14 protein-coding genes are annotated in these 13,353 nt (G+C 56.5%); 1 reads left to right on the top strand and 13 read right to left on the bottom strand.

From position 1 onward, the window contains the following. Positions 1 to 73: 73 nt before the first annotated feature. The 11 genes from pdxJ to rpoE all read right to left on the bottom strand — a co-directional run bounded on the left by pdxJ (position 74) and on the right by rpoE (position 10,458). Positions 74 to 820, bottom strand: a complete 747-nt coding sequence (gene pdxJ, locus AC1ME2_RS19035) for a pyridoxine 5'-phosphate synthase (RefSeq protein ID WP_480435888.1) — start codon at positions 818 to 820, stop codon at positions 74 to 76. Positions 821 to 872: 52 nt separating this feature from the next. Further along, complete coding sequence (gene recO / locus AC1ME2_RS19030; RefSeq protein ID WP_480435887.1) at positions 873 to 1,556, bottom strand: DNA repair protein RecO; 684 nt, start codon at positions 1,554 to 1,556, stop codon at positions 873 to 875. Between the two features lie 93 nt (positions 1,557 to 1,649). Beyond that, entirely contained in the window at positions 1,650 to 2,552 is a 903-nt protein-coding gene (gene era / locus AC1ME2_RS19025; RefSeq protein WP_219062099.1) for a GTPase Era, read from the bottom strand. Next, positions 2,545 to 3,234: a ribonuclease III gene (rnc, locus tag AC1ME2_RS19020; protein ID WP_219062100.1), complete on the bottom strand. Its 690-nt coding sequence runs from the start codon at positions 3,232 to 3,234 to the stop codon at positions 2,545 to 2,547. Before rnc ends, era begins: the two co-directional genes overlap by 8 nt. After that, on the bottom strand, positions 3,231 to 3,608 hold the full coding sequence (locus AC1ME2_RS19015) for a DUF4845 domain-containing protein (protein ID WP_480442217.1): 378 nt from the start codon (positions 3,606 to 3,608) through the stop codon (positions 3,231 to 3,233). The genes rnc and AC1ME2_RS19015 overlap by 4 nt, the downstream gene beginning before the upstream one ends. Positions 3,609 to 3,720: 112 nt before the next feature. Next, complete coding sequence (gene lepB, locus AC1ME2_RS19010; RefSeq protein ID WP_480435886.1) at positions 3,721 to 4,575, bottom strand: signal peptidase I; 855 nt, start codon at positions 4,573 to 4,575, stop codon at positions 3,721 to 3,723. Positions 4,576 to 4,580: 5 nt separating this feature from the next. Then, positions 4,581 to 6,380, bottom strand: coding sequence for a translation elongation factor 4 (gene lepA / locus AC1ME2_RS19005; RefSeq protein ID WP_480435885.1), 1,800 nt, complete (start codon positions 6,378 to 6,380; stop codon positions 4,581 to 4,583). A 179-nt stretch (positions 6,381 to 6,559) separates the two neighbouring features. Further along, positions 6,560 to 7,924, bottom strand: a complete 1,365-nt coding sequence (locus AC1ME2_RS19000) for a DegQ family serine endoprotease (protein WP_480442215.1) — start codon at positions 7,922 to 7,924, stop codon at positions 6,560 to 6,562. A gap of 350 nt (positions 7,925 to 8,274) precedes the next feature. Further along, positions 8,275 to 9,243, bottom strand: coding sequence for a MucB/RseB C-terminal domain-containing protein (locus AC1ME2_RS18995; RefSeq protein WP_480435884.1), 969 nt, complete (start codon positions 9,241 to 9,243; stop codon positions 8,275 to 8,277). 8 nt (positions 9,244 to 9,251) lie between these two features. Then, positions 9,252 to 9,845: an anti sigma-E factor RseA C-terminal domain-containing protein gene (locus AC1ME2_RS18990; RefSeq protein ID WP_480435883.1), complete on the bottom strand. Its 594-nt coding sequence runs from the start codon at positions 9,843 to 9,845 to the stop codon at positions 9,252 to 9,254. A 31-nt stretch (positions 9,846 to 9,876) separates the two neighbouring features. Next, positions 9,877 to 10,458, bottom strand: a complete 582-nt coding sequence (gene rpoE, locus AC1ME2_RS18985; protein ID WP_219062107.1) for an RNA polymerase sigma factor RpoE/AlgU — start codon at positions 10,456 to 10,458, stop codon at positions 9,877 to 9,879. A 507-nt stretch (positions 10,459 to 10,965) separates the two neighbouring features. Between rpoE and nadB the strand changes: the two genes are divergently transcribed. Next, positions 10,966 to 12,582: an L-aspartate oxidase gene (gene nadB / locus AC1ME2_RS18980; protein WP_480435882.1), complete on the top strand. Its 1,617-nt coding sequence runs from the start codon at positions 10,966 to 10,968 to the stop codon at positions 12,580 to 12,582. Here the strand turns inward: nadB and AC1ME2_RS18975 are convergent. Continuing rightward, positions 12,551 to 13,018 (bottom strand): protein YgfX, encoded by a 468-nt coding sequence (locus AC1ME2_RS18975; RefSeq protein WP_480435881.1) that lies wholly within the window; start codon positions 13,016 to 13,018, stop codon positions 12,551 to 12,553. The two genes, nadB and AC1ME2_RS18975, sit on opposite strands and share 32 nt — an antisense overlap. Then, positions 13,002 to 13,256, bottom strand: coding sequence for an FAD assembly factor SdhE (locus AC1ME2_RS18970; protein WP_480435880.1), 255 nt, complete (start codon positions 13,254 to 13,256; stop codon positions 13,002 to 13,004). The genes AC1ME2_RS18975 and AC1ME2_RS18970 overlap by 17 nt, the downstream gene beginning before the upstream one ends. Positions 13,257 to 13,353 lie beyond the last annotated feature (97 nt).

Genomic DNA, 13,353 nt, shown 5'->3' with positions numbered 1-13,353 from the left:
CTCGCCAACAAGTTGACTCCTACAGGGGAACGCAATTTTCTGTAGGAGCCAACTTGTTGGCGATAGGCTTGAATCAACCCTTGGCAGCCGCTGCCAGAATCAATGCCTTCATTTCAGCCACGGCGGACTTGAAGCCGACGAACAGCGCATGCGCCACCAGCGCGTGGCCGATGTTCAGTTCGTTGATACCCTTGATCGCCGCGACGGCTTCAACGTTGTGGTAGTGCAAGCCATGACCGGCATTGACGATCAAGCCTTGGGCCAGGCCAAACGCCACACCGTCAGCGATGCGTTTCAATTCTTCCGCGACTTCACTCGGTGTTTGCGCGTCGGCGTAACGGCCTGTGTGCAGCTCGATGGCGGGCGCACCTATGCGTTTCGATGCCGCTATCTGCCGCTCATCAGGATCGATGAACAGCGATACTTCACAGCCGACTTTCGCCAGACGGTCCACCGCAGCCTTGATCCGCGCTTCCTGACCGGCAACGTCCAGACCGCCCTCGGTGGTCAGTTCCTGCCGTGTTTCCGGGACCAGACAGATATGTGCCGGACGCAGACGCTCGGCGAACGCGAGCATCTCTTCGGTGACGCCCATTTCAAAGTTCATTCGCGTTTGCAGCACATCCTTGAGCAACAGTACGTCGCGTTCCTGAATATGCCGACGATCTTCGCGCAAGTGCACGGTGATGCCATCGGCACCCGCCTCTTCGGCATCCAACGCTGCTTTCACCGGGTCCGGATAGCGGGTGCCACGGGCCTGACGCAGGGTGGCGACATGGTCGATGTTCACGCCAAGAAGAATGCGGGTGCTATGGGTCACGGATGTCTCCTAGAAATTTGATCAAAACAGACCGCAGCAGCATAAAGCTTGCTCACGGCTTGCGAAACAGTTCACGGCTGACTAACGGGCGCCCGCCCAAGTGCACGGCCAACGCCTGGCGCATCAACCGCTTGGCTGCCGCCAAAGCACCCGTGGCACTCCAGTCGGCTTCAGCCATGGCCATCAACTCGGCCCCCTGAAACAGCCCCGGTTGCAACAACCATACTCGTTCCAGCCCAGCATCCACTTGCAAGCGATACAGGCCGTCGGCTTCCAGCGGTTCACCGTTGATATCGGTGTCCAGCGCAAAACCATAGCCCAGATCATCGAGCAGCCGCCATTCAAAGGAGCGCAACAGCGGTTCAAGCGGCCGACCTTCCGCCAGTGCCAGCAAGGTGGCGGCGTAGTGATCGAAAACAGCAGGGTGAGGGTCTTCGGCAGGCAGCAGGCGGATCAGTAGCTCATTCAGGTAAAGACCGCTGAACAACGCTTCGCCAATCAGCCAGGTGGAAAGGCCTGCGCTTTCCAGGCGCCCGACGTTTTTCAGTTCGCCGCGCCCGCGAAACTCGACTTCAAGCGGCACAAAGGGACGTGCCAGGGTGCCAGCCTTGCCGCGAGCGCTACGTAATACAGCGCGCAATCGGCCTTGCGGGGTAAGGAAATCGACCAATGCGCTGCTTTCGCGGTACGCCCGGCTGTGCAGCACATAAGCAAGTTGGCCGGTGGGCGTGCTCATCGTTCAGGCAGGCTCGCAGATCGCAGCAATATGAGGGGTATAACCAGACCAGGTGATCGGTCGACAAGGCGACCTGTCACCTGGCTGCGAGGCTTACAGGTCGCCGTAACCCAACGAGCGCAGGGCGCGTTCGTCATCGGACCAGCCGCCTTTGACCTTGACCCACAGGTTGAGCATGACCTTGGAGTCGAACAGCAGCTCCATGTCCCGGCGTGCATCCGTGCCGATACGCTTGATCCGCTCACCCTTGTCGCCAATGATGATTTTCTTCTGACCGTCACGCTCGACAAGAATCAGCGCGTGGATGTGCAAGGTTTTGCCCTGCTGCTTGAACTCTTCGATTTCCACGGTGATCTGGTACGGCAACTCGGCACCGAGCTGACGCATGATCTTCTCGCGGACCAGCTCGGCGGCCAGGAAACGGCTGCTGCGGTCGGTGATTTGATCTTCCGGGAAAAAGTGATCGTTTTCCGGCAAATGGGCAGCGATCAGACCTTCCAGCGCTTCAAGGTTATGACCCTGCTGAGCAGAAATTGGCACGATCTGCGCGTTCGGCAGTTGGCCTTGCAGCCATTCCAGATGCGGCATCAATGCGGCTTTGTCTTCGAGGCGGTCGGTTTTGTTGATCGCAAGAATCACCGGACCCTGCACGTATTGCACGCGCTCGAGCACCATCTGGTCTTCATCGGTCCAACGGGTACGGTCGACAACGAAAATCACCACATCGACGTCTTTCAACGCGGCCGAAGCGGTTTTGTTCATGTAACGGTTCAGCGCTTTCTCGCCGTTTTTGTGCATGCCTGGGGTATCGACGTAGACCGCCTGTACCGTGCCTTCGGTCTTGATACCGAGCATGTTGTGCCGGGTGGTCTGCGGCTTACGCGACGTGATCGCCAGTTTTTGTCCGAGGATGTGGTTCAGCAGCGTGGACTTGCCCACGTTGGGCCGGCCAACAATGGCAACATAGCCACAGCGTGTTGCAGTTGAATCAGTCATGACCGTTCTCCACGCCAAGGGCAATGAGTGCTGCGGCCGCTGCTACCTGTTCGGCAATACGACGGCTGACACCCTGACCCCGGCTTTTTTCATTCAATAAGTTTATCTCGCACTCGACAAAAAATGTCCGGCAGTGCGGCTCGCCCTGAATATCCACCACTTCGTAACGCGGCAGGTCACAGGCACGCGACTGGAGAAACTCCTGCAGCCGGGTTTTAGGATCTTTGTTGGTATCGACCAGGGTCAGGCTGTCGAACTCGGTGGTCAGCCAGGCCAGTACGCGCTCACGCGCCATGTCCATGCCAGCATCCAGGTAGATCGCACCGATCAGCGCTTCCAGGGCATCGGCAAGAATCGATTCGCGACGAAAACCACCGCTTTTCAATTCGCCGGAGCCCAGGCGCAGGTACTCGCCCAAGTCGAAGCCACGGGCCAGAAGGGCCAGCGTCTCGCCTTTCACCAATCGTGCCCGCAAGCGCGACAACTGACCTTCGCGCGCCAGAGGGAAGCGATCGAACAAGGCTTCACCGGCGACGAAGTTCAGAATGGCATCACCGAGGAATTCCAGGCGTTCATTGTTGCGCCCGGCAAAACTGCGGTGAGTCAGGGCCAGGATCATCAGTTCCTGATCTTTGAAGGTATAGCCGAGCTGACGCTCCAGGCGACTCAAGGAAACGCTCACGGTTTACCCACGCTGAATTCGTGGTCGAACTTGACCACCAGATCGATGTTCTGGATCAGTGGCTCACGTTTTTCGTATTTCAAATGGGCGAGGAACTGGTTGTTCTCCACCGTCACACTTAACGCCTTGTTCAAATCCAAATCCCGAATGCTGTTGACCTGCATGCCTTTGCTGACATGACTGTAAAAATCGCTGATCGTCGTAATTTCCAGCGTTTTGTCGGTTTCGACCGAGCTAATGATTTTCTTCATCGACATATAGTCGAGGTAATGCGGAATCAGTTTTAAGGCCGAGGTTGCCGCAAAAGCGATCAGAGCCAAAGCCAGCAACCACCCCACGAACGACAAGCCTTTTTGTGAGCCGGCAGATGTCATGTGTGACCTCAAGCGTAGCTGTTCCATGGTGCTGGCAAGGTTTGTGTCCATTGCCACCGTTTCAACGCAGCCCAAATGACATACGGCGCTGTTGAGTACAGCGCCGCATTGGCTACTTGATCAGCCCAACCCGCGAGAAGTTAGGGAAGTGGCTCAGCTTCGGCTCAGGCCAGCTCATCCAGACAGCGAAGGCTTTACCCACGATATTCTTGTCGGGAACCATGCCCAACTCATCCTTGGGAATGTTTGGATCATCCCAAAAACGGCTGTCGTTCGAGTTATCCCGGTTGTCACCCATCATGAAGTAGTGCCCGGCTGGCACGGTCCATTCATGGTCTGGTGGCGCACGGTAGCGGCTCATTTCCTGGCGAATCTGGTGTTCGACTGTACCCAGGTGCTCTTGATACAGCTCCGCACTGCCCAAGGTCCCCGGCTCGGCGCCGATCAATTGCTTGGCCACCAACTCCCCATTGAGGAACAGACGCTTGTCGCTGGTGTAACGGATCTGATCACCCGGCAAGCCAATCACACGCTTGATGTAGTTGACGCTTGGGTCACTTGGGTAGCGGAACACCATGACATCGCCGCGCTGTGGATCACCGATCTGGATCACTTTTTGATCCAGGACCGGCAGGCGAATACCGTAGGCGAACTTGTTCACCAGGATAAAATCACCCACATCCAGCGTTGGCTTCATCGACCCCGAAGGGATCTGGAAGGGCTCGACCAGAAATGAGCGCAATACCAGCACGATGAACAGCACGGGAAAGAACGATTTGCCGTATTCAACCAGCAAAGGTTCTTTGTCCAGGCGCTCCAGGACCGCGACATCCGGCTGGCTGACGCTGCCCTGATAAGTCGTGATGGCTGTCCGCCGGCGTGGTGCCAGAATGAGCAGGTCGAGCAACGCAAGTGAGCCGCAGACCACGACAGCGATGACCAACAATAGCGGGAAATTTAGTGACATAGGACCTAACTATCCAACCTGAGCACTGCAAGGAAGGCTTCCTGTGGAATTTCCACATTGCCCACTTGCTTCATGCGTTTTTTACCGGCCTTTTGCTTCTCGAGCAGTTTACGCTTACGGCTGGCGTCACCGCCGTAACATTTGGCCAGTACGTTCTTTCTGAGCGCCTTGACGGATGTACGCGCGATAACCTGACCGCCAATGGCGGCCTGGATTGCCACGTCGAACATCTGCCGCGGGATCAGTTCTTTCATCTTTTCGGTCAACGCGCGACCTTTGGAGTTCGCCGTATCACGATGCACGATCAACGCCAGAGCGTCGACTTTTTCACCGTTGATCAATACATCGAGCTTGACCAGATTTGCTGACTGATAACGGTTGAAATGATAGTCCAGAGACGCATAACCACGGCTCACCGACTTGAGACGGTCGAAGAAGTCCAGGACCACTTCATTCATCGGCAGATCATAGGTCAGCTGTACCTGAGTTCCCAGGAACAACATGTCATGCTGCACACCACGTTTTTCGATGCACAGTGTAATGACGTTGCCAAGGTGCTCTTGCGGCACAAGAATATTAGCCCGCACGATCGGTTCGCGCATATCTTCGATCACGGACTGATCAGGAAGCTTGGACGGGTTGTCGACGAGAATCGTTTCACCGTTTTTCAACAGTAATTCAAAAATTACCGTTGGCGCCGTGGTGATCAGGTCCAGGTCGTACTCGCGTTCCAGACGCTCCTGGATGATCTCCATGTGGAGCATGCCCAGGAATCCGCAACGGAAGCCGAAACCCAGTGCGTCGGAGCTTTCTGGCGAGTATTGCAGGGACGAGTCGTTGAGCGTCAGTTTTTGCAGCGCATCGCGGAAGTCTTCGAAGTCATCCGAACTGACCGGGAACAAACCGGCATACACCTGCGGCTGTACACGCTTGAAGCCCGGCAGCACGTCCACATCGGGCGTGGAGCTCAGGGTCAGGGTGTCACCGACGGGGGCGCCGTGAATGTCTTTGATGCCCGCGATGATGAAGCCTACTTCGCCTGCTTTCAGGTCAACGGTCTGCGTATGTTTGGGGGAAAAAACACCCACGCTGTCCACCAGGTGCATCTTGCCGGTGGATTTGACCAGAATCTTGTCGCCCTTGCGCACACGGCCGTGGCGTACACGCACCAGCGAGACGACGCCCAGGTAGTTGTCGAACCAGGAATCGATGATCAACGCTTGCAGCGGGTCTTCGATATTGCCGGTCGGCGCGGGAATGGTGTGAACCAGACGCTCAAGCACTTCATCGACGCCCACGCCGGTCTTGGCTGAGCAGGCAACCGCGTCGGTGGCATCGATGCCGATAATCTTCTCGATCTCTTCCTTGACGCGGTCCGGGTCGGCCTGCGGCAAGTCGATCTTGTTCAGTACCGGCATGACCTCAAGGCCCTGCTCGATAGCGGTGTAGCAGTTGGCGACGGACTGAGCTTCGACCCCTTGACCCGCATCGACTACCAGCAGCGCGCCTTCGCAGGCGGCCAAGGAACGGCTGACTTCATAGGTGAAGTCGACGTGGCCCGGGGTATCGATGAAGTTCAGTTGGTAGGTCTTGCCGTCCAGCGCCTTGTAATACAGGGTAACGCTGTGGGCCTTGATGGTGATGCCGCGTTCGCGTTCAAGATCCATGGAATCGAGGACTTGAGCTTCCATCTCGCGCTCAGACAAGCCACCGCACATCTGAATGAAACGGTCGGCCAGCGTCGACTTGCCATGGTCAATGTGGGCGATGATGGAGAAATTACGGATATGACTCAAATCACTCACGGATCATCACTCAAAAAGGTTGCAGGCAGATTGCCCGCCGAAAAATAGCCGGGAATTGTACCTGATGGAAGACTCAAGCGTCACGTTCACACGCCACACCAGCGGTCAGTAAGCGTATTCTCTGGACGACAGGCGTAAAAAAGGGCGGTAATCACCGCCCTTTTCATCTCACCAACCTGTTATTCAGTCAGCTTGAAGGTAATGAAGCTTGCTCGACCCTGACGCAGAACGCGCATGGACACCGAGCGATTTTTCGGCAGGCTTTTGGCAACTTCAGTGAAGTTCGTGGCCGAGGTGATCGCCTGATTGTTCAGGTGAGTGATCACATCGCCCGGCTGCAAGCCGATCAAGGCCGCAGGACCGTCCAGCACTTCCTTGATAACCACACCGCCCTTGAGGTCGAAGGTTTTCTTCTGTTCAGCAGTCAACTCGACGACCGACACACCGAGACGATTACTGCTGCGCTCGACGCCGGAATCCAGAGCGCCCATTTCCTGACCCTCCTCGGGCAGCGCGCCAATGGTCACGGTCAAGGTTTTGCGTTTGCCGTCACGGATTACTTCCAGGTCGGCCTTGCTGCCATCCTTCATATTGCCGACCAGGTGAGGCAAGTCCGCAGACATTACAATCGGCTGCCCATTGGCACTGAGGATGACGTCACCCACTTGCACGCCGCCTTTAGCGGCCGGACCATCTTCCAGCACCTGAGCCACCAACGCACCGGCAGGTTTGTCCAGACCGAAGGATTCAGCCAGGTCTTTGTTGACCTCCTGAATCACCACGCCCAGCCAGCCGCGACTGACTTTTCCGCCCGCTTTCAACTGGTTAGCCACATCCATCGCGACGTCGATTGGAATGGCAAAAGACAGACCCATAAAGCCACCAGAGCGGGTAAATATCTGGGAGTTCATCCCGACCACTTCACCTGCCATGTTGAACAACGGACCGCCGGAGTTACCCGGATTGATCGCCACGTCGGTCTGAATGAACGGCACATAGGTATCGTTCGGTAGGCTGCGACCCTTGGCGCTGACGATACCTTTAGTCACCGAGTGATCAAAGCCAAACGGAGAACCAATGGCCAATACCCATTCACCGACTTTCAGCTTGTCAGAATTGCCAATCTTGACGACCGGCAAGTCTTTGCCTTCGATCTTCAGGACCGCAACATCAGTGCGCGGATCAGTGCCAATCAGTTTGGCCTTCGACTCACTGCGATCAGAAAGACGCACGAGAATTTCATCTGCGCCTTCGATGACATGGTTGTTGGTCAACACATAGCCGTCGGCAGAAATAATAAAGCCGGAACCCAAAGACTGAATTTCGCGCTGACGATCACCTTTGGGCGAGCGCTGCCCCTTAGGCATGTTGCGCTCAAAGAACTCGCGAAGCTGCGGTGGCAGCCCTTCCAGGTCCGGCATCTGAGCGTCTGCGGCAGCGCGCGCAGGCATTTTCTGGCGAGTACTGATGTTCACCACTGCGGGCGAGGCCTGCACGACGAGATCAGTGAAGTCAGGCAAAGCCTCCGCCTGCGCGGCGGCCATCTGACCCAGTATCAGGACTGCGGCAACAAATGACAGGTAAGACTTCAAGCGTGGTATCAACATACGGCTCCCGTTCACAACGAGCATGGTTAAACAGTACGGGCCGACGGGCCCGAGGAGCATGTGTGCATCACAAAGTAACTGCTGCGCCCTTCTCAGCCATTTTTTGCCCAGACACGACAAAGGCCAGAGCTGCGAAGCAATGACCTTTAGAGAAAATCGAAGTTTTTTGCAAGCAGGAAAGATAACTAAACATTTCAGCATCTCCACCACAAGACAAGCATAGGCTCGCCTTGTCGATAAAACAGCCCGAAATCAGAGCGCCTCGCCTCAGGCACTTACCCAGCCATTCACTTAGTCACCTGCTTGACCTGACCATCAGTATTGCGCATTGACAGCGCAATCCGCTCCGCAGTGCCTATTGGTATCTCTCCCACCACGGTGACCATCGCATCTCCGGCAGGCGTTGTCACCCGCCGCGATACTGCGACAGTCGGACCGAGCTGAGTACGAATGTCAGCAACAACAGCACCGTCCAATGGCTCGATAAAAACCGAGAATCGGGCAAGACCATCGTCATACATCAAGCTGGTCACCAGAGCCTTCGTGACAGAATCCTTGCGCACTGCGCTGCTGCTCAACTCAAAGCCATCAGGCAACCAGTCCGAACGCCATGCAGACGGAACATTGGACACGTCATCATTGGCCTTGGCGATCTGTACCGGCTTGCAATCGGAACTGGCCTCAAGCATCTGATCAGTTGGGACGTCCCGAGTATCTAGCTCGGTAAACTGGAAACGCTCAAGCAACTGACCCTTGTCGCTCAACAGCAACGACTTCAAAGGCAATGCTGTTTCGCTGTCCAGGTGCAACTCGATGCCATAACGGTGCTGATCACGAGGCGTCATCGAAACAATGATCGCATTACGACCCGCCACCCGCGATTTCCCGACAACAGTTATGTCATACCAAGCTGAAAGTTTTTTCGGATCAAGGGCTCGCGCCGATGAGTCATGCAGATTGGTGACACCCGATACCAGCGTGCCGCTGACACACTGGGTAAGCCCATCGACGCGTAGCACTTCCTGTGCAGAGCCATCCAGCTGGAGCAGATGCTCACGGACTTTACCATCGACAACACGATGCCAGATCCGATGGGTAGAGAAACTACCGTTACGCTCGTAAACGAAAGTACCTTGGAAGCTTTGTGTTTGCTCAGCTTGCGCAAGACGCTTGAGCATGTCTTGCGCGTCGTCGGCATACGCTGGAAGAACCATCCATCCAGCGAGCAGAAGCGGAAATAGAGGGATGACGCGCATGATCCTCCTTAGCGGTTTTCCAGGCTGGCAGCACGAGCATAGGGTAGAGCGCTTTCAGTGCCCTTTAAAGCAGCTTGCTGAGCATGTTGACGCAGATAGCCTGGCAACCGCTGGTCGTGCCAGCCCGCCTGACCTTGCAACACACCGCTTGCCATTGGGCCCGGAGCCTGCTCGGAGCTTTCATTATAGCCAGCCAATACTGCTGGACCTTTTACTTGCGGTACCGACAGGTTCGTCTGCGGAGCTGCTTGCTGAGCCAATTTGGCGCCAACGATATCGTCCTGATTGTACAAACGTACACCGGCCAATACAGCGACAGTTACCGACGCGGCGACAGCTAACCGACCGAGATTACGCCAAGGACTACGCGCTGTCTTGAGCGGGCTGACTTCATCGGCGATCGCGGCAGAAACAGCAGCCGAAATATCCAGATGAGGCAGCAGCAAGTCTTTGTGCATGGCTGCACGGGCAACTTGATAACGCGACCATGTGGCACGTGTATCCGCATCGTCAAAGGCATTCAACACCCGACGTAATTCCAATTCGTCCGCTTCGTTATCCATCACCGCGGACAGCGATTCCTGCAGGGCTTCACGACTCATGGCGGTTCCTCTCTTGGCTATCGCCGCTGTCTCAGGAGTCCTGCAACAGGGGTTGCAGGGCTTTGTCTATGGCTTCCCGAGCGCGGAAAATGCGAGAGCGCACGGTACCCACCGGACACTGCATGACGCTGGCAATGTCTTCGTAACTAAGACCATCGAATTCACGTAAAGTTAGGGCTGTACGTAAATCTTCCGGAAGTAACTGGATAGTTCGATGGACAGTGCCCTCGATCTCATCCCTCAACAATGCACGCTCTGGCGACTCGATGTCCTTGAGGCCGTGGTCGCCATCGTAGAACTCCGCATCTTCAGACCTTACATCGCTATCCGGTGGTCGCCGACCGCGCGACACCAAATAGTTTTTCGCCGTGTTAATAGCGATACGGTACAGCCACGTATAAAAGGCGCTGTCCCCGCGAAAATTACCAAGTGCACGATAAGCCTTGATAAAGGCTTCTTGAGCAACGTCCTGCGCTTCATGGGTGTCGTGCACGAATCGCACGATCAACCCGAGAATTTTGTGCTGATATTTCAGCACGAGCAGATCAAAAGCTCGCTTGTCGCCGCGTTGTACGCGCTCGACCAACTGCTGATCCTCTTCCTGGGTTAGCATGAACACTCCTCGTTGAACCTGAAGGAGCGCTGCATTGGCCATTGAGCAGGCTTGCAAACATAGACTCGGGCTTTTCGCAAAAGTTCTCTCCCTCCACGCAAGTTTCCTGCGGACAGTCATTAGGCCCGCACGAAAAACGCAGCTCGGGCATGACCGGCTACGTGAATAATTTTTTCACCGAATACACATGGGGAAGCCGATATTTTGAGCCCCCGCACATACCCGACATGTTCCTTTATAGGCAACCCGCTATTGAGCCCGGGCGTGTATGAAAAGTTCCCGAGTTTCGCTTTCAGGTGTAAGAAGCTTCCCACTGCTCTTGAGGAAAAGCTGATTCAGCCCGGAAACCATCGCAACACCGACCTTCCGTAGGGAAAACGGTATGCATGATCGTTCCGACTGGAGCACAATCCGAGCCCGCCGTGGTTTCACAATGCCATAAAAGCGCTGCTATTGTGCCGACCCACCCCTCTATATACTAGTGGCCGCTAAGCTCGGAATTCAGACATGAGCCAACATTTTCAACACGACGTCCTGGTGATTGGCAGCGGTGCCGCAGGGTTGAGCCTTGCACTCACCTTGCCAAGCCATTTACGCGTTGCCGTTTTGAGCAAGGGCGATCTGGCCAACGGTTCGACATTCTGGGCCCAGGGCGGCGTTGCTGCCGTGCTGGACAACTCAGACACCGTACAATCCCACGTCGAAGACACCCTTGATGCTGGCGGCGGCCTGTGCCATGAAGACGCCGTGCGCTTCACCGTCGAGCACAGCCGCGAGGCCATTCAGTGGCTGATCGATCAAGGTGTGCCGTTTACTCGCGATGACCAATCAGCCACGGAAGATGGCGGTTTTGAATTCCACCTGACCCGTGAAGGCGGGCACAGCCATCGGCGCATCATCCACGCCGCCGATGCCACAGGCGCTGCAATCTTCAAAACCCTGCTCGCGCAAGCCCGGCTACGGCCTAACATCGAACTGCTGGAACAGCGCGTGGCGGTCGATCTGATCACCGAACGTCGTTTGGGCCTGCACGGTCAACGCTGCCTGGGCGCCTACGTGCTCAATCGCGCCAGTGGCGAAGTCGACACCTACGGTGCGCGCTTCACCATCCTGGCGTCTGGCGGCGCGGCAAAGGTTTACCTGTACACCAGCAACCCCGATGGCGCCTGCGGTGATGGCATCGCCATGGCCTGGCGTTCCGGTTGCCGGGTGGCGAATCTGGAGTTCAACCAGTTCCACCCCACGTGCCTGTATCACCCCCAAGCCAAAAGCTTTCTGGTGACCGAAGCACTGCGCGGCGAAGGCGCCTGGTTGAAACTGCCGAACGGTGAGCGTTTCATGCAGCGCTTCGATCCCCGGGCCGAGTTGGCGCCGCGCGATATCGTAGCCCGCGCCATCGACCATGAAATGAAGCGCCTGGGCATTGACTGTGTGTACCTGGACATCAGCCACAAACCGGCAGAATTCATCAAGACCCACTTCCCGACGGTCTATGAGCGTTGCCTTGAATTTTCCATCGACATCACCAAACAGCCAATCCCGGTGGTGCCAGCCGCGCACTATACCTGCGGCGGGGTAATGGTCGACGAACAGGGCCGCACCGATGTGCCGGGCCTTTACGCCATCGGAGAAACCAGCTTCACCGGCCTGCACGGGGCCAACCGTATGGCCAGCAATTCGCTGCTGGAGTGCTTCGTCTACGCCCGCTCAGCTGCGGCCGACATCGTCGAACAATTGCCGAATGTGCCACTCCCTGAGGGGCTGCCTACCTGGGATGCCAGCCAGGTCACCGACTCAGACGAAGACGTGATCATCGCTCACAACTGGGATGAATTGCGGCGTTTCATGTGGGACTACGTGGGCATCGTGCGCACTAACAAGCGCTTGCAGCGCGCCCAGCATCGGGTGCGATTGCTGCTGGACGAGATCGACGAGTTCTACAGCAACTATAAAGTCAGCCGTGACCTGATCGAGCTGCGCAATCTGGCTCAAGTGGCAGAATTGATGATTTGCTCGGCCATGGAACGCAAGGAAAGCCGAGGGTTGCACTACACGCTGGACTACCCAGACATGTTGCCCGAGGCCCTGGACACTATTCTGGTGCCGCCCACCTACGTCGACTAAACTTCAACCGCACGCGCAAACGCCGGTGTACCTCCGGCGCCAGCGCGTCGCGGGGGATGCACAAACCGCGCACTCGTCGCCCCGCGACGCCCCGCTCCCCCACCAGACGAAAACGCAGTACCACGACCAATGGCAGCGCCAGGCTGTCTCGTCGCAGTTGCACCGCCTTCCAGCCAGAACGAGCACTCCATAGCTGCCAACCGTCGGCATCACGGCGCAAACCGGTAAACGCCGATGGACTGCTCAGCAAAATGAAACGCGGCAACGCCCAGCCTCCATGAATCAGGCACAGCAAAACGCCGAGCGCGCATGCCCAGCCGGGACCTTCAAGGAAATATAACGAAACCAGCGCCAACGCCTGAGCAATCAGGTAAGCCGTCAGCAGAAGCCGAGAGGCCTGCCAACGGCATTCGAAACAATCACTTCGGCTGGACACGATCCAGAATCATGCGAACCATGCGCTGCAGCTCCGGGTCTTCAGATTCGGCACGCTGCATGAACCAGCCGAACATGTCCTGATCTTCACACGTCAGCAATTTGCGATAAAGATCACGATCTTCGGCATTCAGGGTGGCGTAAACCTCCCTTACAAAAGGGACCAACAACACGTCCAGCTCAAGCATGCCGCGACGGCTATGCCAGTAAAGCCGGTTGAGTTCAACGTCATCGACCATGGGGCGCTCCTCAAATAGGCGGCAAGTATACAGGCGCCGCTCCAGAAGGCGCACTGCGCTTTGGTCGCAGCAGTTTTCAAAGGACACCTGATCAACC

The sequence above is a fragment of the Pseudomonas sp. ASL9 genome, assembly GCF_056680335.1.
The sequence above is the reverse complement of the archived record's forward strand: the minus strand, read 5'-3'. Positions and strand labels throughout refer to the sequence as shown.

Coding starts and splice junctions, on each gene's coding strand:
- AC1ME2_RS19015 (WP_480442217.1), bottom strand. CDS start 3,608: ATGACATCTGCCGGCTCACAAAAAGGCTTGTCGTTCGTGGGGTGGTTG.
- AC1ME2_RS19000 (WP_480442215.1), bottom strand. CDS start 7,924: ATGGCCGCCGCGCAGGCGGAGGCTTTGCCTGACTTCACTGATCTCGTC.
- AC1ME2_RS18990 (WP_480435883.1), bottom strand. CDS start 9,845: ATGAGTCGTGAAGCCCTGCAGGAATCGCTGTCCGCGGTGATGGATAAC.
- AC1ME2_RS18970 (WP_480435880.1), bottom strand. CDS start 13,256: ATGGTCGATGACGTTGAACTCAACCGGCTTTACTGGCATAGCCGTCGC.
- nadB (WP_480435882.1), top strand. CDS start 10,966: ATGAGCCAACATTTTCAACACGACGTCCTGGTGATTGGCAGCGGTGCC.
- era (WP_219062099.1), bottom strand. CDS start 2,552: ATGACTGATTCAACTGCAACACGCTGTGGCTATGTTGCCATTGTTGGC.
- rpoE (WP_219062107.1), bottom strand. CDS start 10,458: ATGCTAACCCAGGAAGAGGATCAGCAGTTGGTCGAGCGCGTACAACGC.
- AC1ME2_RS18995 (WP_480435884.1), bottom strand. CDS start 9,243: ATGCGCGTCATCCCTCTATTTCCGCTTCTGCTCGCTGGATGGATGGTT.
- recO (WP_480435887.1), bottom strand. CDS start 1,556: ATGAGCACGCCCACCGGCCAACTTGCTTATGTGCTGCACAGCCGGGCG.
- lepB (WP_480435886.1), bottom strand. CDS start 4,575: ATGTCACTAAATTTCCCGCTATTGTTGGTCATCGCTGTCGTGGTCTGC.